General features: G+C 66.7%; 22 protein-coding genes. 16 read left to right on the forward strand and 6 right to left on the reverse strand.

Going from position 1 to position 23,918, the window contains the following annotated elements:
- Window positions 1-6 precede the first annotated feature (6 nt).
- Genes bcsE through BJG93_RS05400 form a run of 6 tightly spaced genes read left to right on the forward strand, consistent with a single transcriptional unit; the run spans window position 7 to window position 7,324 of the window.
- Complete coding sequence (gene bcsE, locus BJG93_RS05375; protein WP_034479928.1) at window positions 7-1,938, forward strand: cellulose biosynthesis protein BcsE; 1,932 nt, start codon at window positions 7-9, stop codon at window positions 1,936-1,938.
- On the forward strand, window positions 1,935-2,147 hold the full coding sequence (locus BJG93_RS05380) for a hypothetical protein (RefSeq protein WP_027197300.1): 213 nt from the start codon (window positions 1,935-1,937) through the stop codon (window positions 2,145-2,147). Before bcsE ends, BJG93_RS05380 begins: the two co-directional genes overlap by 4 nt.
- Window positions 2,144-2,929, forward strand: coding sequence for a cellulose biosynthesis protein BcsQ (bcsQ, locus tag BJG93_RS05385; protein ID WP_027197301.1), 786 nt, complete (start codon window positions 2,144-2,146; stop codon window positions 2,927-2,929). The genes BJG93_RS05380 and bcsQ overlap by 4 nt, the downstream gene beginning before the upstream one ends.
- On the forward strand, window positions 2,926-5,457 hold the full coding sequence (bcsA, locus tag BJG93_RS05390; protein WP_027197302.1) for a UDP-forming cellulose synthase catalytic subunit: 2,532 nt from the start codon (window positions 2,926-2,928) through the stop codon (window positions 5,455-5,457). Before bcsQ ends, bcsA begins: the two co-directional genes overlap by 4 nt.
- Before the next feature lie 50 nt (window positions 5,458-5,507).
- Window positions 5,508-7,079, forward strand: coding sequence for a cellulose biosynthesis protein BcsG (gene bcsG / locus BJG93_RS05395; RefSeq protein WP_027197303.1), 1,572 nt, complete (start codon window positions 5,508-5,510; stop codon window positions 7,077-7,079).
- The gene (locus tag BJG93_RS05400; protein ID WP_027197304.1) at window positions 7,076-7,324 is read left to right on the forward strand and encodes a hypothetical protein; all 249 of its coding nucleotides are present in this window, start codon (window positions 7,076-7,078) and stop codon (window positions 7,322-7,324) included. Before bcsG ends, BJG93_RS05400 begins: the two co-directional genes overlap by 4 nt.
- Before the next feature lie 16 nt (window positions 7,325-7,340).
- Here the strand turns inward: BJG93_RS05400 and BJG93_RS05405 are convergent, their stop codons facing one another.
- On the reverse strand, window positions 7,341-7,970 hold the full coding sequence (locus BJG93_RS05405) for a LysE/ArgO family amino acid transporter (protein ID WP_027197305.1): 630 nt from the start codon (window positions 7,968-7,970) through the stop codon (window positions 7,341-7,343).
- Window positions 7,971-8,086: 116 nt separating this feature from the next.
- On the opposite strand from BJG93_RS05405, the gene BJG93_RS05410 reads away from it, so the two are divergent.
- A complete protein-coding gene (locus BJG93_RS05410; RefSeq protein ID WP_027197306.1) occupies window positions 8,087-8,980 on the forward strand; it encodes a LysR family transcriptional regulator ArgP in 894 nt (297 codons plus the stop codon).
- Between the two features lie 125 nt (window positions 8,981-9,105).
- Here BJG93_RS05410 and BJG93_RS05415 read toward each other — a convergent pair whose 3' ends face one another.
- Complete coding sequence (locus BJG93_RS05415) at window positions 9,106-9,333, reverse strand: tautomerase family protein (protein ID WP_027197307.1); 228 nt, start codon at window positions 9,331-9,333, stop codon at window positions 9,106-9,108.
- Window positions 9,334-9,509: 176 nt separating this feature from the next.
- A complete protein-coding gene (locus BJG93_RS05425; protein ID WP_027197308.1) occupies window positions 9,510-9,950 on the reverse strand; it encodes a (R)-mandelonitrile lyase in 441 nt (146 codons plus the stop codon).
- Between the two features lie 115 nt (window positions 9,951-10,065).
- Here BJG93_RS05425 and BJG93_RS05430 point away from each other — a divergent pair, with 115 nt between their 5' ends.
- On the forward strand, window positions 10,066-10,971 hold the full coding sequence (locus BJG93_RS05430; RefSeq protein ID WP_027197309.1) for a LysR family transcriptional regulator: 906 nt from the start codon (window positions 10,066-10,068) through the stop codon (window positions 10,969-10,971).
- Between the two features lie 18 nt (window positions 10,972-10,989).
- Here the strand turns inward: BJG93_RS05430 and BJG93_RS05435 are convergent, their stop codons facing one another.
- Complete coding sequence (locus BJG93_RS05435; RefSeq protein WP_027197310.1) at window positions 10,990-12,258, reverse strand: MFS transporter; 1,269 nt, start codon at window positions 12,256-12,258, stop codon at window positions 10,990-10,992.
- Window positions 12,255-13,175 (reverse strand): cytochrome c oxidase subunit 3 family protein, encoded by a 921-nt coding sequence (locus BJG93_RS05440; protein WP_051374465.1) that lies wholly within the window; start codon window positions 13,173-13,175, stop codon window positions 12,255-12,257. Before BJG93_RS05440 ends, BJG93_RS05435 begins: the two co-directional genes overlap by 4 nt.
- A 488-nt stretch (window positions 13,176-13,663) precedes the next feature.
- Between BJG93_RS05440 and BJG93_RS05445 the strand changes: the two genes are divergently transcribed.
- Window positions 13,664-15,061, forward strand: coding sequence for an NCS2 family permease (locus BJG93_RS05445; protein ID WP_027197312.1), 1,398 nt, complete (start codon window positions 13,664-13,666; stop codon window positions 15,059-15,061).
- Between the two features lie 98 nt (window positions 15,062-15,159).
- The gene (locus BJG93_RS05450; protein ID WP_027197313.1) at window positions 15,160-15,906 is read left to right on the forward strand and encodes a DUF899 domain-containing protein; all 747 of its coding nucleotides are present in this window, start codon (window positions 15,160-15,162) and stop codon (window positions 15,904-15,906) included.
- 91 nt (window positions 15,907-15,997) lie between these two features.
- Here BJG93_RS05450 and BJG93_RS05455 read toward each other — a convergent pair whose 3' ends face one another.
- On the reverse strand, window positions 15,998-16,180 hold the full coding sequence (locus tag BJG93_RS05455) for a hypothetical protein (RefSeq protein ID WP_027197314.1): 183 nt from the start codon (window positions 16,178-16,180) through the stop codon (window positions 15,998-16,000).
- Between the two features lie 338 nt (window positions 16,181-16,518).
- Between BJG93_RS05455 and hutH the strand changes: the two genes are divergently transcribed.
- From hutH to BJG93_RS05485, 6 genes are all read left to right on the forward strand, one after another.
- Window positions 16,519-18,039, forward strand: coding sequence for a histidine ammonia-lyase (gene hutH, locus BJG93_RS05460; RefSeq protein WP_027197315.1), 1,521 nt, complete (start codon window positions 16,519-16,521; stop codon window positions 18,037-18,039).
- A gap of 25 nt (window positions 18,040-18,064) precedes the next feature.
- A complete protein-coding gene (gene hutC, locus BJG93_RS05465) occupies window positions 18,065-18,760 on the forward strand; it encodes a histidine utilization repressor (RefSeq protein WP_027197316.1) in 696 nt (231 codons plus the stop codon).
- A 59-nt stretch (window positions 18,761-18,819) separates the two neighbouring features.
- On the forward strand, window positions 18,820-20,508 hold the full coding sequence (gene hutU / locus BJG93_RS05470; protein ID WP_027197317.1) for a urocanate hydratase: 1,689 nt from the start codon (window positions 18,820-18,822) through the stop codon (window positions 20,506-20,508).
- A 29-nt stretch (window positions 20,509-20,537) separates the two neighbouring features.
- Window positions 20,538-21,167 (forward strand): HutD/Ves family protein, encoded by a 630-nt coding sequence (locus BJG93_RS05475; protein ID WP_027197318.1) that lies wholly within the window; start codon window positions 20,538-20,540, stop codon window positions 21,165-21,167.
- 84 nt (window positions 21,168-21,251) lie between these two features.
- Window positions 21,252-22,493, forward strand: coding sequence for an imidazolonepropionase (hutI, locus tag BJG93_RS05480; protein ID WP_027197319.1), 1,242 nt, complete (start codon window positions 21,252-21,254; stop codon window positions 22,491-22,493).
- Window positions 22,494-22,496: 3 nt separating this feature from the next.
- Window positions 22,497-23,882, forward strand: coding sequence for a formimidoylglutamate deiminase (locus BJG93_RS05485; protein ID WP_027197320.1), 1,386 nt, complete (start codon window positions 22,497-22,499; stop codon window positions 23,880-23,882).
- Window positions 23,883-23,918: the final 36 nt, after the last annotated feature.

The raw sequence follows: 23,918 nt of genomic DNA on the forward strand, positions 1-23,918 counted from the left end.
GCATTCATGCGACGCTGGCTGCACGCATTCGCCGGCACCGCCGCGCCGCGACGCACGCAGCAGGTCGGCCATCTCGCGATCGACGCATTGCCCGACGAATGGGCCGCGCTCGAAACCGGCAAGCTATACGCGATCTATGCGGCGCCGCGCACGCCGGGCGTCGACACGCCGGGCGTTGTGGCGCCTGCCGTCGACACACTGATCTGGGAAAGCGCACGTGCCGCGCAAACGCGCGACGTCACGGTCGTGCTCGCGCGCGAGCGCGCGGACGTTGCCCAGCGTCTGCGCGAATTGGGCTTTAGCGCCGGCGCGCCGGCTACGGGCTGGCCGCGCAATCTGAACGTGCTCGCGATGCCGGCCGTCGCCGACGAGCAAGCGCGGGAGCCGCGCGCCGACAGCGCCGCGACGCACGGCAAACTGTTCGGCGGTCTGCGCGCGCTGAAGCGCTTCGGTTTTCGTGCTCGCTCGCTGTATTTCATCGAAGGCGCCGAGCGCTGGTTCGACTGGCACGATGCTGCCGCGCTCGCGCACGAAGGCAGCATGCTGGCGAACTGGTGCGCGGCGCGCCGTATCACGCTGGTGCTGCTGCTCGGCGTCGATGGCGATGGCGATGGCGGCGCTTCACTCGATGCGCGCGACGCGCCCGCCGGCACCGTCGATGCGTCGCGCCGCAACGCGTTCCATGCGGCGTGCGCGGGCGTCGCGCGGATGGAGCGCACACACGGCGAGCTGCTGTGGCATGCGGACTTCTGGCGCGCCGATCGCACGCTCGTGACCGGCGAAGTCCGCTCGCTGCGCTTTACCGGTAGCGGCCGCCTGAGCGTCGCGCCCGATGCACCGACCGACGGTGCCGCGCGCGGCGATCGCCTGCTCGCGCGCGACGAACAGCGGGTGGTGGTGAGCCGCGCGGTGGTGCGAGGTCACGAGGCGTGGCTGCCGCCGCATTGGGAAGTGTGCGCCGATCAGGCCGCGGTATTGACCGCGTGCGCCCATGCACAGGCCGCGACCGTCGTGCTCGATTACGTGGGCGGTGCGCAGCTCGACGCGTTGTGCGCGACGATTCACGCGCTGCGCCGTCAGGCCGGGAGCGCGCTGAAGATCGTCGTCGCCGAACGGGGGGAAGTGCTGCGGCATCAATATGAGTTGCTCGTGCTGACGCTCGGCGCGAACCTTGTGTTGGGCCGCGACCTGCCGTTCTCGCGGCTGCAGTCGCTGCTGCAGTCGTTGCAGGGGCAACTCCGTACGCGACCGGTCGCCGCCGACTATCGCAGCGCGTTGAGCGCCGCGTTGAGCGACGACGTGCGCGGCTATCTGCCAGTCGGCGCGTTCTGCGAGCGCGTGCGCGTCGTGCTTGCACGCAGCGTGACGCTGCACTTGCCGCATGTGCTCGTGAAGCTGACGCTGCTGCCGCAATGCGCGCACGTCGATGCGCTCAAGCACTGCGTGCCGCGCCGCGCGGGCGACGTGCTGAGCGTCGACGCAGCGCATCTGTACGTGTTTCTGTTCGCATGCCGGCTCGCCGATGCGGACGCCGCGCTGGCGCGAATCGTCGATGTGCCGGTCGAACGGATCGCCGATACCGTCGTGCATCTGGCGGAGCAGAGCATCGGCGCCGAACTCGACGCGCTTGACGCGGCCAACCGGCGCACGCGAATCGCGGACTACAGCGACATGTTTGCGGCGGTCGCGCGTGACGGTGCGCCTTTGCGCTCGCCGCTCGCGGCTTCGTCGGATGACGCAGCGCGCGAACCGGCGCAGGTGGCCGCCGTGCGATTGGCGCGAGTGGAACAGGCGTTGGTTCATGCGCGCGCTGAACTCGCAGTCGACGCCCCTGCGACGCAGCCACTGGCGTCCGGGCCACTACCATCCCACCCCCCGCGGGCGCGGCGTCACGCCGAACCCAGCGCGATGCCGGTGCGCGCGAGGAGCATCGAATGATCGAACTGGTTCTCATGTGTTTCGTAGCCGGCATGGTCGTCGGGCTGCCGGTCTGGATCGTCTGGCAGCGCGTCGGCGCACGGCGCGGCCTCGCGGCGATGCGCGGCTTCAACCCGCGCGATGCGGTGCCGTGCGGCATCGAACCGGTCGCGCTGCGCGCGCGTCTGCTGCCCGCGCTCGACGACGCCCAGCACGAGGTGTCGCGATGAAAACGATCGCCATTGTCTCCACCGCGGGTGGCACCGGCCGCACCACCTTGACCGCCGCGCTTGCGGTATTGCTCGCGCGCCGCGGCCGCCAGGTCGTCGCGCTCGACTTCGATCCGCAGAACATGCTCGGCGCGCAGCTCGGCATCGACGGTCTCGCGGCGACCGGTGTGTCGCAAGCGCTGCTCGATGCGCAGACCGCGTGGCATGGGTACACCTGGCGCAATGCGGACGGCGTGCTGTTCGTGCCGTACGGCGCGGTGTCCGCCGCGCAAAGCGCGCAGTGCGACGCACGCCTTGGCGCCGCTCCGCGCTGGCTCGCCGACGCGCTCGCCGAGCTCGATCTGCCGCGCGATGGCGTCGTGCTGATCGACACCGCGCGCTATCCGTCGCAGCAGGCCGAGCATGCGCTGCGTTGCGCCGACCTCGCGCTATGCGTGACGCCACCCGAGCCGGCCGCCTGCGCGACGCTGATCGCGCGACTCGCGGCGCTGCGCGGCGCATGCGCGCATCTGCGGATCGTCGTGAACCGGCTAAACCCCGCGCGCGACATGCAGCGCGACGTGCTCGCGATGCTCGGCGCGGCGCTCGACGATAACCTGCCGCTCGCGCAGCGCGTGCATGTCGATGCCGCGATGCCCGAGTCGTTCGCGCGCGGCACCTGGCTATTCGACGACGCCCCGCATTCGCAGGCCTCACACGACCTGCAGGGGCTCGCGAATTGGCTCGACGCGTGGCTCACCGAGGCCGCCGCGCCGCTCGATCGGCCGGACGGCGCGTCATGAGCGCGCGGGTATCGCGCTTGTCGCGTGAGCGTGTGCTCGACTGGCTCGCGCGTGGGCTCGGCCTGCCCGCGACGCGCACGCCGCTCGACTGGTTCGTGCGCCTGTTCTTCCAGCCGCCCGCGCCCGGCAAGCCCGATTGCGCGCGCCGCTGGATTCGCGCGGCCGTGCTGCATTTCGCGCTGCAATGGGGCGTGCTCGAGCCGCATCGACCGCGCGCATGGTTGTGGCGTGCGATCGTGCGCGCGCCGCGCTCGGCGTCAAAGAGCGCTGCCGCGAGCGTCCAGGCGCTGGCCGGCTGGATCGACCGTTGGCTGGTGCCGCTATGGTTGCTCGGGCGACGCGGGCGCGAGCGCATCGACGCACTGCTGGCGAGCTTGCCGTGGCAGCGCTGGGGCGCGCGGCTCGAAGACGCGACACAGCGCGTCGGCCGTGCTCGCTGGCTGCTGCCGTTGCTGGCCGTCGGCGGTGTCGGCTTGTGGGCGATGATCGGCTCGTCGCCGCTGCAATCCGGCGGCCAGTTCGAATTCTTCGCGGTCCTCGTGATCGTCGCGCTGATCGTGCGACGCTTGCCGGGCCGCATGCCGGTGTTGATCCTGACGACGCTTGCGCTGCTCGCGATGATGCGCTACGTCTGGTGGCGCGTCACGCAGACCTTGTCGTTTCAGACGCCGGGCGAGGCGATCCTCGGCTATCTGCTGTTCGGCGCGGAGGCGTATACGTGGGCGATTCTGCTGCTCGGTTTCGTGCAGACCGCATGGCCGCTGAAACGCGCGGTCGCGAGTCTGCCCATCGACACGTCGAGCTGGCCGAGCGTCGACATCTATATTCCGACCTACAACGAGCCAATGGCCGTCGTGCGGCCGACCGTGTTCGCCGCGCAAGGCATCGACTGGCCCGCCGACAAACTGCGCGTGTATCTGCTCGACGACGGCCGCCGCGACGAATTCAAAGCGTTCGCGCACGCGTGCGGTATCGGCTATCTGACGCGCGACGACAACCGTCATGCGAAAGCCGGCAACATCAATAGCGCGCTCGCCAGCACGCAAGGCGAGTACGTCGCGATCTTCGATTGCGATCACGTGCCGACGCGCTCGTTCCTGCAAACGACGATGGGCACCTTCCTGCGCGACGCGCGCTGCGCGATGGTGCAGACGCCGCATCACTTCTTCTCGCCGGACCCGTTCGAGCGCAACCTCGGCACCTTCCGCCGCGTGCCCAACGAAGGCAACCTGTTCTACGGGCTCGTGCAGTCGGGCAACGATCTGTGGAACGCGTCGTTCTTCTGCGGCTCCTGCGCGGTCCTCAAACGCGCGGCGCTCGAAGAAGTGGGCGGCATCGCGGTGGAGACGGTCACCGAAGACGCGCACACCGCGCTCAAGCTGCACCGGCGCGGCTACACGACCGCCTATCTGCCGACCGTGCAGGCCGCCGGTCTCGCGACCGAAAGCCTCGCGGGCCATATTCGCCAGCGCACGCGCTGGGCGCGCGGGATGGCGCAGATTTTCCGCATCGATAATCCGTTCCTCGGACGCGGGCTGAGCTTTTTCCAGCGGCTCTGCTACGGCAACGCGATGCTGCATTTCTTCTACGGCGTACCGCGGCTCGTGTTTCTGACGATGCCGATGGCGTACCTGTTCTTCCAGATGTACTTCATCAACGCATCGGCCACGACGATCGCGGGATTCGTGCTGCCGTACATCGTGCTCGCGAACGTTGCGAACTCGCGCATGCAGGGCAAGTTCCGTCATTCGTTCTGGGCCGAAGTCTACGAGTCGGTGCTGGCGTGGTACATCGCGCTGCCGACCACGATCGCGTTCTTCAGCCCCAAGCACGGCAAGTTCAACGTGACCGACAAGGGCGGGCGCATCGGCGAAAGCCACTTCGACTGGTCGACCTCGAAGCCGTATCTGGTGCTGCTCGCGCTGAACACCGGCGCACTCGCCGCCGGCGTGTACCGGCTCATGTTCGGGCCGGGCGGCGAAACGGCGACGATCCTGATGAACGTGTTCTGGACGCTCTACAACCTCGTGATGCTCGGCGCGGCCGCGAGCGTCGCGCGCGAGGCGAAGCAGGTGCGCGTCACGCACCGGATCGCGATGCGTGCGGCGGCGACGCTGCTGCTCGCGGACGGCACGACGCTCGCGTGCGCGACCAGCGACTATTCGACCGGCGGCCTCGGTCTCGACGTCGAGCCGGGTCTGAATCTCGCGCCGGGGGACAGCCTCGGCGTGTGCCTGAGCCGCGGCGACCGCCAGTTCCATTTTCCGGTGCACGTGAGCCGTTGCGCAGGCCGGCACCTCGGCGTGCGCTTCGACGGCCTCACGCTCGAACAGGAGCGGCAACTCGTGCAATGCACGTTCGGCCGCGCCGACGCGTGGCTCGACTGGGACGCGCAAACGAGCGAGGATGCGCCGCTGCGCGGTTTGAAGGAAGTGCTCGCGATGGGCGTCGAAGGCTATTCGCGGCTGTGGGGCGGGCTTGCGCGTGCCTGCGAGACGCTGCTCGCGCTCGACCGCACCCGATATTGATGCCGCCTCTCGCGCAGCGTCGCGCGCCAGGCCAATGAGAGAACCCGTTCATGACTCTGTGGAACCTGTACTTCATCCTCAAGCTGTATCTGTTCGCGGGCGGCCATCTGCAGCCGCTGTGGCTCGCCAACCTCGGCTTCGCGCTCGCGCTCGTCGTCAGCTCGACGCTGCGCCGGCGCGCGCTGCGCATCGTGCGCAACCTGCTCGGCCTCGCGCTCGGCGTGCCGCTGATGTACCACGAGGCAAACGTGCCGCCGTTCTCGCGTCTTACCGAGGAGTTCGGCAATCTGACGACGTTCAGCTTCGGCTACTGGCTCGAACTGGCGCAGCGCTTCTTGCCGCCGATGCTGCTGCTCGCCACGCTGGGCGCGCTCGTCGGCTATCTGATCGTGAATCGCTGGATGCGGGTTACGAGCTTCGTGCTGATCGCGCTGGTCGCGATTCCGTTGTGGCACGAGGGCGGGCTGGTGCTCGCGCAATGGCGTGACGCGTCGGCGCGTACCGCGGCGACGAGCGGCGCGAATGCAGGGAACAACCCGCTCGCCGCTCAGCCGCTCGACCATAACGCGGCGCTCGCCGCGTTCCGCACGCAGGAGTCGCAACGGCAGGTCAGCTTCGGCCATCTCGCCGCCGACCCTAACGCGCAGTTCGATGTGATCGTGCTGCATATCTGCTCGCTGTCGTGGGACGACCTCGATGTGGCGAAGGCTCGCAATCATCCGCTGCTCTCCCACTTCGACTATCTGTTCACGAACTTCAGCACCGCGGCGAGCTACAGCGGGCCGGCCGCGATTCGCGTGCTGCGCGCGAGCTGCGGTCAGCAGGCGCACGCGGACCTCTACAAAAACGCGCCGCCGCAGTGCTACCTGCTCGCCGATCTTGCACAGGCCGGCTACACGACGCAGACGATGCTGAACCATGACGGCCACTTCGACAACTTCCTGGAACTGGTCCACGACAACGCCGGCGGGCCGAACGTGCCGCTGATTCCGAACACGAGCGTGCCGGTCGCGATGCATGCGTTCGACGGCTCGCCGATCCGCGACGACTACGAGACGCTCGCCGCCTGGTACGCGCAGCGCGCGAGCATCGCGGGGCCGGTCGCGCTGTACTACAACACGATCAGCCTGCACGACGGCAACCGGCTGCCGAACAGCAGCCTGACGAGTATCGATTCGTATCCGCTGCGCGTGAACAAACTGATGAGCGACTTCGACCGCTTCGCCGATCTGATCGCGTCGTCGGGGCGGCGCGCGGTGATCGTGTTCGTGCCCGAGCACGGCGCGGCGCTGCGCGGCGACGCGAACCAGGTGGCGGGCCTGCGCGAGATTCCGACGCCGCGCATCGTGCATGGGCCGGTCGGCGTGCGCATCGTCGGTTTCAACGGAAATCATGGGCCGACCACGGTGATCGACAATCCGACGAGCTTCCTCGCGGTGGCGCAGCTGCTGTCGAACCTTGTGTCGAACAGTCCGTTCAAGCCGGGCGTGAGCTTGTCGCAGTACGCGACGAACCTGCCGCAAACGCAGATGGTCGGCGAAAACGAAGGGACCGTGACAATGAAGACCGCATCCGGCTATGTGGTGAAGACGCCGGACGGCGTGTGGGTGGACGGCAAATGACGAACCCGCAACATGCCGCCAAAGACGCCGCGCACGGCGCTTGGCCCGTCGACGACATCAGCGGCCTCGCGCTGCGCTTGCCGGAGGTCGAGCCACGCCGCTATTTCGATGCCCAGGCGAAGGAGGCCTACCAGGAGTCGCTGCTGAAGTGGCCGGTGCTCGCGCGGCTGATGAATCTCGTACCGCGCGACGAAGCCGATGTGCAAGCCGCGCGAGGCGAGCGGCAAGCATCGGCGCTGAAATAAGGCCCGCGTCGAACGCTCATCGCAACTGCGTGAACGCGAGCAGCAACACCATGCTGCCGATCGCGCCATCCAGTACACGCCACGCCGTTGCGCGGCGAAACAGCGGCGCGAGCACGCGCGCCCCATAGCCGAGGCCGACGAACCACACGGCGCTGACCGTCATCGCGCCGAGCGCGAAGGCGACCCGCGCGCCTTGCGGCTCGCGCGCGCCGGCTGTGCCGATCAGCAGGAACGTGTCCAGATAGACGTGCGGATTGAGCCACGTGAACGCAAGCGTCATCAGCACGATCGGCAGCGCGCGTTGCGCGGGCGGCGCTTCACCGGCGCAGGCGCCCGCCGAGCCATCGAGCACCGCGTGTCCCGGCCGCACGGCGCGGCGCAGCGCGCTGATGCCGAACCAGGCGAGATACGCGAGCCCGACATAGAGCATCGCGTGCACGAAGCGCGGGTAACGCTCCATCAGCACCGCGGCACCGCCGACGCCCGCGCCGATCAGAATGAAATCCGATAGCGTGCACAACAGCACGATCTTGCCGACGTGCGAGCGCACGATCCCTTGCCGCAGCACGAACGCGTTCTGCGCGCCGATCGTGACGATCAGCGACGCGCACAGCGCCGCGCCGTGGGAAAAAGACAACCAGTTCATAAACGGTCCGAGAAAATGGAAGCAGTGGGATAGACGGGGCCCTCCAACAGCGTTAGTCTGCGTGTCGATACCTCGTAAGAGAAGCTAATTTACTTAATGCCGATTAAGGAACGCTAATGCTCGATTACGCGTTGCTCGACGCGCTGGCCGCCGTGGTCCGTCACGGCTCGTTCGACCGCGCCGCGAGCGAGCTCAATGTCACGCCGTCGGCGGTGTCGCAGCGAGTCAAACTGCTCGAGGAGCGCGTCGGCAGTGTGCTCGTGAAGCGTGGCCAGCCGTGCGTCGCGACCACCTCGGGCGCGCTGCTGTGCCGCCATACCGAGCGTGTGCAATTGCTCGAAGCAGAGCTGAACGGCCGCGTGCCGGCGCTGCCCGGCGCGCTCGGGCAGCCGTGGCCGGCATTGCGCGTTGCGGTCAACGACGACAGCGTCGGCACCTGGTTCATCGACGCGGTCGCGCCGTTCTGCGTCGAACGCGAGATGCTGCTCGACCTCGTGATCGACGATCAGGACTACACCGCGCAGCGCATTCGCGACGGCAGCGTGCAGGGCGCGATCACGACGCAGGCCGAACCGGTGCAAGGCTGCCGCTCCACCCGGCTGGGCCGCATGCGCTACCTCGCGGTCTGCTCGCCCGGGTTTTTCGCGCGCTATTTCGCCGACGGCGTTACGCGCGACAGCCTGCGGCGCACGCCGTGCGTCGACTTCAATCCGAAAGATCAGTTGCAAAGGCGCTTCATGCGACGCATCACGCGCGCGGAGCTCGATCCGCCGCTGCACTGGATTCCGCACGTCGCCGGTTTTTTGCGCGCGTGCGCGACGAGCCTCGGCTGGGGCATGTGCCCCGAGCGGATGATCGCCGGGCATCTGCAGCGCGGCGAACTGGTGGAGATCGCGCCGGGCAAGCCTATCGACGTCGATCTGTACTGGCAGAGCTGGCGTCTGTCGATCGGCTGGCTGGACGATTTCAGCGCGATGCTCAGAAAGCGGGCGGCAGAGTTTCTGGATTGACCACGCGGCGTGCCGCATGGAAAACCGCGGCAGCCGCTACGGCAATAGCCCGGTGTGTCGCTGGATAGCTACAACGGACTGCGCAGCAGCTGCTGCCGCAGGCGATTTGTACATGAAGCGCGCCTTTACATCCTGTACCCGGGTTTCTTGTAGATCGTTTGAGAACGCTCCTCAATGTCCGGCCGATAGACTTCCTCCTTCCATCGGTCAGACGGGATTTCCTCAAAGCCGACTGAAACGGATTGCTCGCCGTAGCCAAGGATCTGCATCACATCACGGGTGATGGCCTCGGCCAGACGTCGCTTCTGGTCCTCCGTCTTTCCGGGCCAGGCTTTCACGATGACATGGGGCATGGCGTCTTTCTCCTGTAGTGGAAAAGACCGGGCAGGTGAAGTCGCGCGCCCGGTCGGACAGCGCTCAATATGCTTGTGTAGTGGAACGGGAAAGCACTTCGTTGATGTCTACGTCGTCGGGCTGGCTGATGGCGAAGGCCACTACGCGCGCAAACGAACTGGCCGCGATGGCCTTCTCATACGTCTTGGCCATGCCCGCGGCCACGTCCTGATCGGTCGCCGCTGCCGAGATACTGCTCGTCCGTGACCTTTTCCAGCCATTCGACGTTCTTGCCGTCGAGCGCTTCCTGAATGGCGATATGCGTCATCGCGGTCGTCGAGGTTGCGCCATGCCAGTGCTTGTGGCTCGGCGGACACCAGATCACGTCGCCGGCACGGATTTCGACGCGCGGCTCGCCTTCGCATTGGGTCCAGCCACAGCCGGCCGTAACGATCAAGGTTTGACCAAGCGGATGGGTGTGCCAGTGGGTCCGCGCGCCGGGTTCGAACGTGACGCTTGCACACGAAACGCGCGCCGGCGGGGGCGGGGCGTTCAGCGGGTCGAGCCGCACCGTACCCGTAAACCATTCTTCAGGACCTTTCTTCGAGGGCTGCGAGCCCGCACGTTTCAATTCCATGACTGTTCCTCGTGGGTGCCGGTGTGGGTGTACACCAGTTCCAGCTAATCTAACGCCTGGCAATTGATGCGACTAGATGGCAATATCGGCATGCCCTTATGCGCTGGAGCATTAATTGAAAGAGGATTTGAACGACCTAGTCGGCTTCATGAACGTCGCGCGTGAGCGCAACTTCACGCGGGCGGCCGCTCAACTGGGCGTCTCGCAGTCGGCCTTGAGCCGTACGGTTGCCGGCCTCGAAAAGCGGATGGGCCTTCAATTGCTGACGCGCACTACCCGCAGTGTCTCCTTGACGGAGGTAGGCGAACGGCTACTGGCGGCGATTGCCCCGCGTTTCCAGGAAATCGAAGCGGAGCTTGATTCCTTGCGCGCGATGACAAGCCGCCCGGGCGGAACCGTCCGAATCACGACCACCGATTACGCGGCAAACTCGTATGTTTGGCCGCGTCTGCAACCGTTGCTGCGCCAGTACCCCAACCTGAAGATCGAATTGGTCAATGACTACGGGTTGGCGGACATCGTCGCCGATCGGTACGACATCGGCGTGCGGCTAGGCGACCAGGTGGCCAAAGACATGGTTGCGGTGCGAATCGCGCCTGACATGACGATGGCAATCGTGGGCTCTCCAGGGTACCTGCAATCGACCGCACCTGCCAGGAAGCCGCAGGATCTGACGCTGCACAACTGCATTAATCTGAGACTGCCAACGCGAGATTCACTGCTGCCTTGGGAATTACAGAAGGGCCGCCGAGAACTGCAGGTGCGGGTCGAAGGCCAGCTCACGTTCAATAATGTCTACCAGATGTTGGACGCGGCACTCGAAGGGTTTGGGCTCGCGTACGTGCCCAAAGACCTGGCCGAGGTGCATGTCCGGGCAGGGCGTCTGCGTTGGGTGCTGGAAGACTGGTTTCCCACGTTCGTTGGGCATCACGTCTATTATCCGGGTCGCCGCAGATCATCCCGAGCAGTCGAGCTTGTCGTCGACGCATTGAAGAGCGGCTATAAGCGTCGAGCGCAGTGACCGGCAATCTCCCGCACCTCACCTCGCTGCCGACTTCCCCCGACCGGCCACCGCCGCGCCATTACCATCGCCGTTACTGGTTGCCGCCGCATCACGCGTCTCGGGCATCGCCGCCCACACCAGCAGCACCGCGAGCGCACCGGCCGCCGCGAGACAGAAGAAGCTCACCGCATTGCCGAAATGATCGGCGACGAAGCCCGCCGCCGTCGTGCTCAGCGTCGCGCCGATGCCGGCCGCGAGCCCGAACAGGCCGATACAGAGGTTGTAGCGGCCCTTGTCGCCGGCGACGTCGGCGGCGATCAGCGGCAGCATCACGCCGAACACCGCGGCGCTCAGGCCGTCGAGCATCTGCACCGGCACGAGCAGATAAGGGCTGCTGATGCCGGCGAACAGCAGCGCGCGGACCGGCAGCGCGGAGAAGCCGAGCAGCAGGATCGGCCGGCGGCCCCAGCGTTCGGCCGAGCGCCCGACCCACGGCGACATCATCGCGACGATCGCCTGGGGCACGATGATGCACGCCGCGATCACGAGCTGCACGTTGTCGCCCATGCCGGCCGTCACTTCGCCTGCGGCCAGGTTCAGCATCGCCGCGTTCGACAGATGGAACAGCACGATGCAGGCGGCGAACAGCAGCATGCGCCGGTCGCGCAGCAGCGCGCGCAGGCTTTCGCGCCGCTCGAGCTGCTCGGGTGTCGGCGCCGCTTGCGGCAGTTGGATCGTATCGGTGCGCTGGATCATCGCGAGCGCGATCAGTGCGGGAACCGCGAGGCCCGCGGTCAGAAAGAACACCGCGCGCGGCGAGTAGTACTCGCCGAACAGACCCATCAGGCCGGCCGCGACCGCGCTGCCGATCGACGCCCAGCGCGCATTGCGCCCGAGCCGGTCGCCGAGATTGGCGCGGCCCACGAGCGCGAACGAGATCGCCGCGAGCGCCGGGGTCAGCATGCAGCTCGCGAAGCCGTGGAACACCTCGGCGGCGATCACCGGCAGCACGGTCGGACTGATCCCGAGCAGCATCGCGCTCAGGATGATCGCGCCGATCGCCCACGCCGCCGCGGCCTTCTTGTTGCGCAACGCGTCGACCGCGGCGCCGCCGGGCACCTGGCTGACCATCGCGCTGATCGTGCCGACCGACAGCACCATGCCGATCTCGCCCTGGGTCCACTTATGCGACGCGAGGTACGACGCGATGAACGGCCCGAAGCCCGTCTGCACGTTGGCGACGAAGAAGTTGAGCCAATCGAGCGCGCGCAGACTTCGCGCCGTGACCAGAGTGCGGACCGTCATCGGACCGCCCGTGCGTTGGAAACCGCGACCGCGGTCGACGCGGCCGGCGGCGCCGTGGCCGCCGGCGCGGCAGGTGGCGCCGGCGACACCGCGCGGATCGGCTTGTCGCTCGCATAGGCCGGTGCCGCGTTGATCTGCGCGTCGCTCAGATCGATCTGCGGATGCAGTTCCTTGTCGCGCGTGACGAAGCGCAGCGCCGACCAGTTCGCGGCGATCGTGCGCCGGTCGGTGCTGACCATGCCGCTCACGTCGAGCACGATCGCCTGCGGCTGCGCGTTGCCGTCGATCAGCACGTCGACTACGCGACCCACCTTCGCGCCGTTCGCGCGCTCGACGGTCGAATCGAGCAGCGGCAATTCCAGCGGGCTCAGCTTGTTCGCGCTGATCGGCACGGCTGTCGCGTTCAGCGTGATCGGCGGACCCTTCGCGCTCGGCGTGAAGTGGAACGCGCCCCACTGAAAGTTCACCTTGCGGTCGCCGACGCCGAGGAAGCCTTGCAGATTGACGACCATCTCGCGCGGCTTGCCGGCCGCGTCGGCGATCAGGTCGACCGCGCGGCCGACCACCTTGCCGTCGGGCTTCTGCACCTGGCTGTCGAGCAGCGCGCGCGCGTCGCTGCGCTCGATCGTGCGCAGCACGATCAGCGGCGGCGGCGGCGGGGGCGGCGGCGGGGCGGGCACGACGATCGGCGGCGGCGGCTCGACCTTGCGCGGCTTCACCACCGGCTTCTTCGGTTTCTTCGGCTGCTCGGGCCCTTCGTTCGCCTCGGTCTCGACCGGTTCAGGCGCGGACGCGGCGACCGGCGCGCTCGCCGGCTCGACCGGCATCACCGTCGCCTCGACGATCGGCGCCTGCTGCGTACCCCACAGCAGGCTGCTGCAACCGGACAGCGCGGCGAGCGCGAACAGCGCGGACATCACGCACAGCCAGCGGAACAGACGAAGCAGATCGAGCGAATCGGGCGAATCGAGCGGGACAATCGGCAGGCGCCGGGCGGGGCGCGGAAAACCGCCAGTCATCAGGAAAAACTCCACGAGCTGTGCGGACAGGCGCGATGAGCCGCCGCGGTTGGATGGGCACGGCCCAGAGTTTAACCTGCGCTGCCACGCGGGCAGGCTTTCGCGAGCTGCATGCAATGCTGTTTCGCCGATGCTCTGGTGGCGTTTCGCCGGTGGCCGGATGCGGTAGGTGTAAACGCGCGGCGCGCTCGCGCGAGCGACCGTCGCGCACAAGTTATAAGTCGCGCGACATGTCCGGCATGCCGTCCATGCGATTGGACCCATAGTTGTGTTCACCTACATTTCGACTCAGAACAGCGCTACCCACACCGACAAATCCACGAGACGAACCTGATGACGGCCGCTCCAGCGGCCGTTTCAGCACGCTGATAAAGGAGGCACTCATCATGATGGAACCCCAGGCCCTCGCGAATTCCGAGGTCGCGAACGAATCCTTCGACACGAAAACATTTCACCCCACGGGCTTTCTAGACCGCTACTTCGACATTTCCGCGCGCGGCAGCACGCAGCGCCAGGAGATCGTCGCGGGCATCACGACCTTCCTCGCGATGGTCTATTCCGTGTTCGTCGTGCCGGGCATGCTGGGTAAGGCGGGCTTCGATACCAGCGCGGTGTTCGTCGCCGTCTGTTTGACCACGGCGTTCGGCTCGCTGCTGATGGGCGCGTGGGCGCGTCTGCCGATCGCGATCGGCTGCGCGATCTCGCTGACCGCGTTTACCGCGTTCGGGCTGGTGCTCGGCAAGGGCCTGCATCCGAGCGTCGCGCTGGGCGCGGTGTTTCTGATGGGCGTCGTGTTCACCGCGATTTCGGTGACCGGCGTGCGCTCGTGGATCTTGCGCAATTTGCCGGCCGGCATCGCGCATGGCACGGGAATCGGCATCGGTCTGTTCCTGCTGCTGATCGCCGCGAACGACGTCGGGCTCGTGGTCAAGAATCCGGGGGCCGGGCTGCCGGTGTCGCTCGGGCAGATCACGGCATTGCCGGCGTTGATGTCGGTCGCCGGACTCGCCGCGATCGTCGGGCTGGTGCGGCGGCGTGTGCCGGGTTCGATCCTGATCGTGATCGTCGCGATCTCGGCGATCGGGCTCGCGATCGATCCGGCTGTGGTGTTTCACGGCGTGTTCGCGGTGCCGTCGTTGAGCGCGCCGGGTCATGCGTCGCTGATCGGCGCGATGGACGTGAAGGGCGCGCTGTCGATGGCGGTGCTGCCGAGCGTGCTCGCGCTCGTGATGACCGCCGTGTTCGACGCGACCGGCACGATCCGCGCGGTCGCGGGCCAGGCGGGACAGCTCGACGAGAACGGCCGCATCATCAACGGCGGCCGCGCGCTGACCGCCGATTCGCTGAGCTCGATCTTCTCGGGTCTGCTCGGCGGCGCGCCGGCGGCCGCGTATATCGAGTCGACGGTCGGCGTCGCGGCGGGCGCGAAGACGGGGATGGCGGCGGCGGTGGTCGGTCTACTGTTTTTCGTGGTGATGTTTTTCTCGCCGCTCGCCGCGTTGGTGCCGTCGTATGCGACCGCGCCCGCGCTGATGTACGTGGGGCTGCTGATGCTGTCGAACGTCAGCAAGCTGCATATGGACGACATGGTCGACGCGATGGCCGGTCTCGTGTGCGCGGTATTCATCGTGCTGACCGCGAACATCGTGACCGGCATCATGCTCGGCTTCGCGACGCTGGTGATCGGACGCGTGGTTAGCGGCGAGTATCGCAAGCTCAACGTGGGCACCGTGGCGATCGCGGCGGTGCTGGTCGGGTTTTATCTGGGCGGCTGGGCGATCTGAGTTGGGTTGGGTTCATTTCACTGCTGCGCACCTGTCCTTGACTTTCCCGCCAGCGCTTCTAAACCATAACCGTATGGTCACGAGGAAAGGAGACGCAGATGGAACCGCAACATCGCATCGCCAGTCGCGAGGAGTGGCTCGCCGCGAGCCGCGCGCTGCTCGCCGAAGAAAAAGCGCATATGCGCGCGGGCGACGAACTCGCGCGCAAGCGTCGCGAATTGCCGTGGGTGAAGGTCGACAAGCTGTATACCTTCGAAACGCCGGAGGGCCGCAAGACGCTCGCGGAACTGTTCGATGGCCGCAGCCAGCTGATCGTTTATCACTTCATGCTGGGCCCCGACTGGCAGGAGGGTTGCGTCGGCTGCTCGTTCCTGTCGGACCATATGAGCGGCATTCTCACGCATCTGGTTCACCACGACGTGAGCTACGTGACGGTATCGCACGCGCCGCTCGCGAAGATCGACGCGTTCAAGCGGCGGATGGGATGGACCTTCCCGTGGGTGTCGTCGAGCGGAAGCGATTTCAATTTCGACTACCACGTGTCGTTCACGCCGGAGCAGCTGGCGAGCAGGAAGGCGTTCTATAACTTCACCGAGCAGGACGTCGGCATCGACGAACAGCACGGCCACAGCGTGTTTTACAAGGACGAAAACGGCGATGTGTACCACACGTACTCATGCTTCGGACGCGGCGACGAGCGTTTCGTGACCACGTACGCGCTTCTGGATATCACGCCGAAAGGCCGTAACGAGAAGATTAGTCTGACGGACTGGGTCAGGCATCACGACCGCTACGACGACCACGCGCAGGCGGTTTGCCCGGCGTGCGGATCGTATACGGTGTGAAAGAGGTGAAAGCGGTGAACCGTGTGGACGAAGAGTGCGAGGGGCGCGCGCCGCGCTAGCCGGCGCGCCGCCTCCGCGCTGCTTGAACGCGCTACAGCGCCATCTCGAAGGCGGGTCTGAGGAACAGCTCCATCGCCATGACGATGAGGCTCATCGTCGCGGCGGCGAGCGTCAGAACGCCGTATTCGTCGTAGCGCGTGTCGTACAGACACGCGACCACGAACAGAATCGCCATGATGTTGGTCAGCCAGTCGAAGTTCAGCGCGAGGCTCATCGGTCGAGTCGGGGCGTGTGTGCGACGGTGCAAGCGCACCGTCAAGTGGCCGCGATTCTATCGAAACGAGCTTACGGATTCGCAACGCCCCCGCTTACACAGCTTACGCGGCGCGGCGCGCAAAGCCGCGTCAAACGGTGCTTTGCGGCACCATCATGTCGCGTTCGATCCATTCGATTACCCACGTGCGCCGCGGTTGAGCGTGCGCGAAAACCGGCGCGGGTCAAGCGGTAATCGCGCGTCGGGAAATCCCCAAGCACCGAAACTTTAAAAACGAGTTGTATATACAAGGCTCGCCGGCTAGACTTGTTTGAACTTGTATAGACAGGACGACAACCATGATTCTGAAGCCCGGCTACCTGACCCTCCCGCAACTGCGCCGGATCGCGCGTGAACAGCTCACCCTGCAACTCGATCCCGCGAGCCACGCCGCCATCGACGCATGCGCGCAGGCTGTCGCCGATATCACCGCCAAGGGTGAGCCGGCCTACGGCATCAACACCGGTTTCGGCCGCCTCGCCAGCACGCACATCCCGCGCGATCAGCTCGAACTGTTGCAGCGCAATCTGGTGCTGTCGCACGCGGTCGGCGTCGGCGAGCCGATGTCGCGCCCCGTCGTGCGTCTGTTGATCGCGCTGAAGCTGTCCAGCCTCGGCCGCGGCCACTCGGGCATCCGCCGCGAAGTGATGGAAGCGCTGATCGCGCTGTTCAACGCGGACGTGCTGCCGGTGATCCCGGTCAAGGGCTCGGTCGGCGCCTCGGGCGACCTCGCGCCGCTCGCGCATATGTCGGCGACCCTGCTCGGCGTCGGCGAGGTGTTCGCGAAGGGCGAGCGTATGCCGGCCACCGAAGGCCTCGCGCTCGTCGGTCTGAAGCCGCTCACACTGCAGGCGAAGGAAGGCCTCGCGCTGCTCAACGGCACGCAGGCTTCGACGGCGCTCGCGCTCTACAACATGTTCGCGATCGAAGACCTGTTCCGCACGGCGCTGGTGACCGGCGCGCTGTCGGTCGATGCGGCGATGGGCTCCGTCAAGCCGTTCGATGCGCGCATCCACGAACTGCGCGGCCATCAAGGCCAGATCGACGCGGCGGCGGCGTATCGCTCGCTGCTGCAGGGCTCGGCGATCAACGTGTCGCATATCGACTGCGACAAGGTGCAGGACCCGTACAGCCTGCGCTGCCAGCCGCAGGTGATGGGCGCGTGTCTCGACCAGATGCGTCAGTCCGCCGACACGCTGCTGAAGGAAGCGAACGCGGTCTCCGATAATCCGCTGATCTTCCCGGACACCGGCGAGGTGCTGTCGGGCGGCAACTTCCACGCCGAGCCGGTCGCGTTCGCCGCGGACAACCTCGCGCTCGCCGCGTCGGAAATCGGCGCACTCGCGGAACGCCGCATCGCACTGCTGATCGACGCGACGCTGTCGGGGCTGCCGCCGTTCCTCGTCAAGGATGGCGGCGTGAACTCCGGCTTCATGATCGCGCACGTGACGGCCGCCGCGCTCGCGTCGGAAAACAAGACACTCGCGCATCCGGCCTCGGTCGATTCGCTGCCTACGTCGGCGAACCAGGAAGACCACGTGTCGATGGCGACGTTCGCCGCGCGCAAGCTCGGCGATATCGCCGAGAACACTGCGAACATCCTGTCGATCGAACTACTCGCCGCCGCCCAGGGCGTCGATCTGCGCGCGCCGCACAAGACCAGCCCGAGCCTGCAGAAGGTGATGGAGCTCGTGCGCAAGGACGTTGCGCACTACGAGATCGATCACTACTTCGCGCCGGACATCGCCGCGGTCACGAAGCTCGTGCAGGCCGGCGCGGTCGCGAAACTGAGCCCGTTCTCGTTCGCGTCGGAACAATAACGCATCGACAGCGCGGATCACACTGATGAACGCACCCGCTTATCAGGGCATCAAGGACTTCATCCTCGCACGCATTCATGCGGGCGAGTGGGCCGAAGGCGACCAGGTGCCCTCTGAAAACGAGCTGGCGCGCGAGTTCAGCGTCGCGCGCATGACGGTCAATCGTGCGTTGCGCGAATTGACCGCTGAGCAGGTGCTCACGCGCGTACAGGGCTCGGGCACTTTCGTCGCGCGGACCAAGTACGAGTCGACCCTGGTGGCGATCCGCAGCATCTCCGATGAAATCGTCGCGCGCGGTCATCGCTATCAGGCGAAGGTGCTGAACCTCGGCGCAAGCATCGCCGATGCGGCGCTCGCCGAAGAGATGCAAGTGAGCGCCGGCAGCCCCGTGTTTCATTCGCGGCTGCTGCATTTCGAAAACGACGAGCCGGTGCAGCTCGAGGAACGCTGGGTCAATCCAGCCGTCGCGCCCGACTATGCGTTGCAGGACTTCACGAACACGACGCCGAACCAGTATCTGGTGCGCGTCGCGCCGCTGCAGCGCGTCGAATACCGCATCGAGGCGCTCGTGGCCGACGATACGACGCGCGAGCTGCTGAGCATGAGTGAACGCGAGCCGTGTCTCGTGCTGCACCGGCGCACGTGGTCGCAGGGCGAGGTCGCCTCGATCGCGAACCTGTGGCATCCGGGCAGCCGTTACCGCTTCACTGGGCATTTCTGAATTCGCTGGCTGGTCTTCGCCGAATCTTTATCGAACATCTTCGCATTCCGAGGGACACCATGAACGATCCGAAACACATCGATCCGCGTCTTGATCCGACTCGCACGATCCGCGCACCGCGCGGCGCCGAAAAGACCTGCAAGACCTGGATCGCGGAAGCCGCGTACCGGATGATCCAGAATAATCTGGACCCCGAAGTCGCCGAGCACCCGCACGCGCTCGTCGTGTACGGCGGCATTGGCCGCGCCGCGCGCAACTGGGATTGCTTCGACCAGATCCTCGCATCGCTGAAGGATCTGAATGAGGACGAAACGCTGCTGATTCAATCGGGCAAGCCGGTCGGCGTGTTCCGCACGCATGCGGACGCACCGCGTGTGCTGCTCGCCAACTCGAACCTCGTGCCGCACTGGGCGACGTGGGAACACTTTCACGAACTGGACCGCAAGGGCCTGATGATGTACGGCCAGATGACGGCGGGCAGCTGGATCTACATCGGCAGCCAGGGCATCGTGCAGGGCACCTACGAGACGTTCTTCGCGGTCGCCAACCAGCACTTCAACGGCGATCCGCAAGGCCGGTGGATTCTGACCGGTGGTCTCGGCGGCATGGGCGGCGCGCAGCCGCTCGCGGCGACGATGGCGGGCTTCTCGATGATCGCGGTCGAATGCGACGAGACGCGCATCGACTTGCGTCTGAAGACGCGCTACGTCGACAGGAAAGCGAACACGCTCGACGAGGCGCTCGCGATGCTCGACGAAGCGAAGCGCGCCGGCAAGCCGGTGTCGGTCGGCCTGCTCGGCAATGCCGCCGACGTGTTCGGCGAGTGCGTCGCGCGCGGCATCACGCCGGACTGCGTGACCGACCAGACCAGCGCGCACGACCCGATCCACGGCTACCTGCCGCAAGGCTGGACCGTGGAAGACTGGCGCGTGCGCATGAAGACCGCGCCGGAGAGCATCGTCACGCCGGCGAAGCAGTCGATGGCGAAACAGGTCCAGGCGATGCTGACGCTGCAGGAGCGCGGCGCGGCAACGCTCGACTACGGCAACAACATCCGCCAGATTGCGCTCGACATGGGCGTGGAAAACGCGTTCGATTTCCCGGGCTTCGTGCCGGCGTATATCCGTCCGCTGTTCTGCGAAGGCAAAGGGCCGTTCCGCTGGGTTGCGCTGTCGGGGGACCCCGAGGACATCTACAAGACCGATGCGAAGGTCAAGGAACTGATCCCCGACGATCCGCATCTGCATCACTGGCTCGACATGGCGCGCGAGCGCATCGCATTCCAGGGTTTGCCGGCGCGGATCTGCTGGGTCGGCGTGAAGGATCGTTATCGCCTCGGCCAGGCGTTCAACGAAATGGTCAGGAACGGCGAGCTCAAAGCGCCGATCGTGATCGGCCGCGATCACCTCGATACCGGTTCGGTCGCGAGCCCGAACCGCGAAACCGAATCGATGCAGGACGGCTCGGACGCTGTCAGCGACTGGCCGCTGCTCAACGCGCTGCTCAATACCGCGGGCGGCGCGTCGTGGGTCTCGCTGCATCACGGCGGCGGCGTCGGCATGGGCTTCTCGCAGCACGCGGGCGTCGTGATCGTCGCGGACGGCACGCAAGCCGCGCATGAGCGCCTCGGCCGCGTGCTGCTGAACGATCCGGCAACCGGCGTGATGCGTCACGCGGATGCGGGCTATGAACTCGCGCAGCAAACCGCGCGCGAGGCCGGCCTCAAGCTGCCGATGCTGGGCCGCTGATCGTGAGCGTTGCCAACCACGCCGGCGACATGGCAAGCATCACGCTGATTCGCGGCGCCGACCTCGTGGCGGCGCCGTGGAAAAATGGCGGCGGGGTGACGCGCGAAGTCGCGGCGTTTCCGTCGGCCGGCGGCGGGCAGGGCGCGGCGAGCCACGATTTCCTCTGGCGCGTGAGCGTCGCCGATGTCGCGCGAGCGGGGCCGTTCTCGCGCTTCGACGGCGTGGACCGGACGCTCGTGTTGCTCTCTGGCGCGGGCATGCTGCTCGATGAGCTGGGCGATGCGGGCGTCGTCGACACGCATGCGTTGCGCGAGCCGCTCGACATTGCGCGCTTCGACGGCGAAGCGCGTATCGACGCTCGGCTCGTCGACGGCGCGACGCGCGACTTCAACCTGATGGTTCGGCGCGATGCGGCGCAGGGCGAGCTGGAAGTGTGGCGCACCGGCACGCAGCCGGATGCGCGGCGCATACTCGACAGCGACGTGGTCCTGCTGTTTTGCGCGGGTGGCGCGGTGACGGTCGCGTTGGCGGCGGGCCACGCACAAGCTAAGCAGCTCGGCACCGGCGACACACTGCGCATCGACCGGCCGAACGCGCTTGCTTGCACGCTGACGGGCGATGGCGCGGTGCTCGCGATCACGATCCGCTACACGCGCTGACGATTGAACCATAACCGGGCACCGCATGCGGTCTACCAAGGCGAACCCATTCACCGACACGCAACGAGCTGCAACGAGCACGCAATGAAGCAAACCGTCTGGCATCACCTGAATCTGTGTCCGCAGGGCGATCCTCGCCACACCCTCGCCGATGCCGCGATCGCGGTCGAAGACGGCCGCATCGCGTGGCTCGGCGTGGCGGCTGAAATGCCCGCGCACTATGCCGGATGGCCGCGTGAAGACTTGCGTGGCGCGTGGGTGACGCCGGGTTTGATCGATTGTCATACGCACCTCGTGTATGGCGGCCAGCGCGCCGACGAATTCGCGCAGCGGCTCGCGGGCGTCAGCTACGAAGAAATCGCGCGACAGGGCGGCGGTATCGTATCGACGGTGCGCGCGACGCGCGCGGCGGATGAAGCGTCACTGTTCGCGCAAGCGGCCGCGCGGCTCGAACCGCTGCTCGCCGAAGGCGTGACGGCGATCGAAATCAAATCGGGCTATGGCCTCGACCTCGCGAGCGAGCGCAAGATGCTGCGCGTCGCGCGGCAACTCGGCGAGCGCTATCCGCTCACGGTCTATACGACGTTTCTCGGCGCGCACGCGTTGCCGCCCGAATTCACGGGCCGCGCTGACGCGTATATCGACGAAGTCTGCAACACGATGCTGCCCGCGCTCGTGGACGAAGGCCTCGTCGATGCGGTCGACGTGTTCTGCGAGCGCATCGGTTTTTCGCTGCAACAAAGCGAGCGGGTGTTCAACGCGGCGGCGCGCCACCAGCTGCCGGTCAAGATGCACGCCGAGCAGTTGTCGAACGGCGGCGGCACCGCGCTCGCGGCGCGGCATCGCGCGCTGTCGGCGGATCATCTGGAGTTTCTCGACGAAGCCGGCGTCGCGGCGATGAAACAAGCCGGCACCGTCGCGGTGCTGCTGCCGGGCGCGTACTACTTCATTCGCGAGACGCAATTGCCGCCGCTCGAACTGCTGCGGCGCTACGAGGTGCCGATCGCGATCTCGACCGACAGCAACCCGGGCACGTCGCCGTCCACGTCTTTGCTGCTGATGATGAACATGGCGAGCACGCTGTTTCGCATGACCGTGCCCGAGGTGCTGCAAGGCGTCACCGCGCATGCGGCGCGCGCGCTCGGCAAGCACGATCGGCACGGCGCGCTGCAGGCCGGGCGCGCGGCCGACTTCGCGGTGTGGTCCGTCGATTCGCTGGCCGAGCTCGCTTACTGGATTGGCCGGCCGCTGTGCGCGCGCGTCGTGCGCGCGGGTGAAACCGTTTATACGCGGCGCGAGTCGGGTGCGACCTCAACGAGAAGCTGACAGATGACGCAATCCAATCAATCGCTGTTCGCCGCCGACGCGTACTTGCCCGAGGGCTGGCGCCGCAACGTGCTGCTCGAATGGGACGCGCACGGCACGCTGAGCGCGGTCACGCCAGATCGAGCCGAAGCGCCGTCGGGCGTGCCGAAGGCAGCGGGCCCGCTGATGCCCGGCATGCCGAATCTTCACTCACACGCGTTTCAGCGCGCGATGGCGGGGCTCACCGAATATCGCGCCAACGCGACGGATAACTTCTGGTCATGGCGCGAGCTGATGTATCGCTTCGCTGCGCGCATGACGCCGGAAGGCCTCGCGAGCGTCGCGCAGTGGCTCTACATCGAAATGCTGAAGGCAGGTTATACGTCGGTGTGCGAGTTCCACTACGTGCATCACGCGCCGGACGGTCAGCGCTATGCGAATCACGCCGAGCTTGCGCAACGCGTGGTGGACGCGGCATCGGCGAGCGGCATCGGCGTCACGATGCTGCCGGTGCTGTATCAGTACAGCGGCTTCGGCGCGCGCGCGCCGCGCGACGACCAGCGGCGTTTCATCAATACGCCGGAGAGCCTGCTCGATCTGCTCGGCACGCTGCGCGCGGCGCGCCCCGAACATGCGGCGCTGCGTTACGGCGTGGCGCCGCATTCGCTGCGCGCGGTGTCGGCGGCGTCGTTGCGGGCGTTGCTTGGCGGCATCGATGCCAGCGCGCCCGTGCATATCCATATCGCCGAACAGACCGCCGAGGTCGACGCGTGCATCGAAACCGAAGGCGCGCGGCCCGTGCAATGGCTGCTCGATCGTTTCGATGTGGACAGCCGCTGGTGTCTCGTGCACGCGACCCATGTCGATGCGAACGAAACGCTCGCGCTCGCGAACAGCGGCGCGGTCGCGGGATTGTGTCTGATCACCGAGGCCAATCTCGGCGACGGCATTTTTCCCGCCCGCGACTATCTCGATGCGCACGGGCGCATCGGCGTCGGCTCCGACAGCCATATCGCCGTCGACTGGCGCGCCGAGCTGCGTCTGCTCGAATACGGCCAGCGTCTGACGCGCCGGCAGCGCAACGTGCTGGCGTCGGCGCAGGCCACGCATGTCGCGGACCGTCTGTATGCAGCCGCGCTCGACGGCGGCGCGCGCGCGAGCGGCCGTGCGGTCGGCGCATTGCGGCCCGGCCATCGCGCGGACTGGCTCGTGCTCGATGCCGCTCATTCGAGCATTGCCGAGCATGCGCGTGAGGCGTGGCTGTCGGGCGTCGTGTTCTGCGAGCACGGCGACACGCCGATTCGCGATGTCTACGCGGGCGGCGTCAAGGTCGTCGACGATCGCAGGCATCGCGACGAAGAGGGCGCGTATGCGCGCTACCGCGCGGCACTCGCGGAACTGCTCAAATAAGGTCATGACCTGCCGAGCCAATTCTCCGAAACCACC

It is taken from the genome of Paraburkholderia sprentiae WSM5005, assembly GCF_001865575.2.
In the GTDB taxonomy this organism is placed as follows: Bacteria; Pseudomonadota; Gammaproteobacteria; order Burkholderiales; family Burkholderiaceae; genus Paraburkholderia; species Paraburkholderia sprentiae.

Excerpts from the sequence above, each read along its gene's own strand:
- bcsE (WP_034479928.1), top strand. The coding sequence starts at position 7 with ATGCGACGCTGGCTGCACGCATTCGCCGGCACCGCCGCGCCGCGACGC.
- BJG93_RS05380 (WP_027197300.1), top strand. The coding sequence starts at position 1,935 with ATGATCGAACTGGTTCTCATGTGTTTCGTAGCCGGCATGGTCGTCGGG.
- bcsQ (WP_027197301.1), top strand. The coding sequence starts at position 2,144 with ATGAAAACGATCGCCATTGTCTCCACCGCGGGTGGCACCGGCCGCACC.
- bcsA (WP_027197302.1), top strand. The coding sequence starts at position 2,926 with ATGAGCGCGCGGGTATCGCGCTTGTCGCGTGAGCGTGTGCTCGACTGG.
- bcsG (WP_027197303.1), top strand. The coding sequence starts at position 5,508 with ATGACTCTGTGGAACCTGTACTTCATCCTCAAGCTGTATCTGTTCGCG.
- BJG93_RS05400 (WP_027197304.1), top strand. The coding sequence starts at position 7,076 with ATGACGAACCCGCAACATGCCGCCAAAGACGCCGCGCACGGCGCTTGG.
- BJG93_RS05405 (WP_027197305.1), bottom strand. The coding sequence starts at position 7,970 with ATGAACTGGTTGTCTTTTTCCCACGGCGCGGCGCTGTGCGCGTCGCTG.
- BJG93_RS05410 (WP_027197306.1), top strand. The coding sequence starts at position 8,087 with ATGCTCGATTACGCGTTGCTCGACGCGCTGGCCGCCGTGGTCCGTCAC.
- BJG93_RS05415 (WP_027197307.1), bottom strand. The coding sequence starts at position 9,333 with ATGCCCCATGTCATCGTGAAAGCCTGGCCCGGAAAGACGGAGGACCAG.
- BJG93_RS05425 (WP_027197308.1), bottom strand. The coding sequence starts at position 9,950 with ATGGAATTGAAACGTGCGGGCTCGCAGCCCTCGAAGAAAGGTCCTGAA.
- BJG93_RS05435 (WP_027197310.1), bottom strand. The coding sequence starts at position 12,258 with ATGACGGTCCGCACTCTGGTCACGGCGCGAAGTCTGCGCGCGCTCGAT.
- BJG93_RS05440 (WP_051374465.1), bottom strand. The coding sequence starts at position 13,175 with ATGTCCGCGCTGTTCGCGCTCGCCGCGCTGTCCGGTTGCAGCAGCCTG.
- BJG93_RS05445 (WP_027197312.1), top strand. The coding sequence starts at position 13,664 with ATGATGGAACCCCAGGCCCTCGCGAATTCCGAGGTCGCGAACGAATCC.
- BJG93_RS05450 (WP_027197313.1), top strand. The coding sequence starts at position 15,160 with ATGGAACCGCAACATCGCATCGCCAGTCGCGAGGAGTGGCTCGCCGCG.
- BJG93_RS05455 (WP_027197314.1), bottom strand. The coding sequence starts at position 16,180 with ATGAGCCTCGCGCTGAACTTCGACTGGCTGACCAACATCATGGCGATT.
- hutH (WP_027197315.1), top strand. The coding sequence starts at position 16,519 with ATGATTCTGAAGCCCGGCTACCTGACCCTCCCGCAACTGCGCCGGATC.
- hutC (WP_027197316.1), top strand. The coding sequence starts at position 18,065 with ATGAACGCACCCGCTTATCAGGGCATCAAGGACTTCATCCTCGCACGC.
- hutU (WP_027197317.1), top strand. The coding sequence starts at position 18,820 with ATGAACGATCCGAAACACATCGATCCGCGTCTTGATCCGACTCGCACG.
- BJG93_RS05475 (WP_027197318.1), top strand. The coding sequence starts at position 20,538 with ATGGCAAGCATCACGCTGATTCGCGGCGCCGACCTCGTGGCGGCGCCG.
- hutI (WP_027197319.1), top strand. The coding sequence starts at position 21,252 with ATGAAGCAAACCGTCTGGCATCACCTGAATCTGTGTCCGCAGGGCGAT.
- BJG93_RS05485 (WP_027197320.1), top strand. The coding sequence starts at position 22,497 with ATGACGCAATCCAATCAATCGCTGTTCGCCGCCGACGCGTACTTGCCC.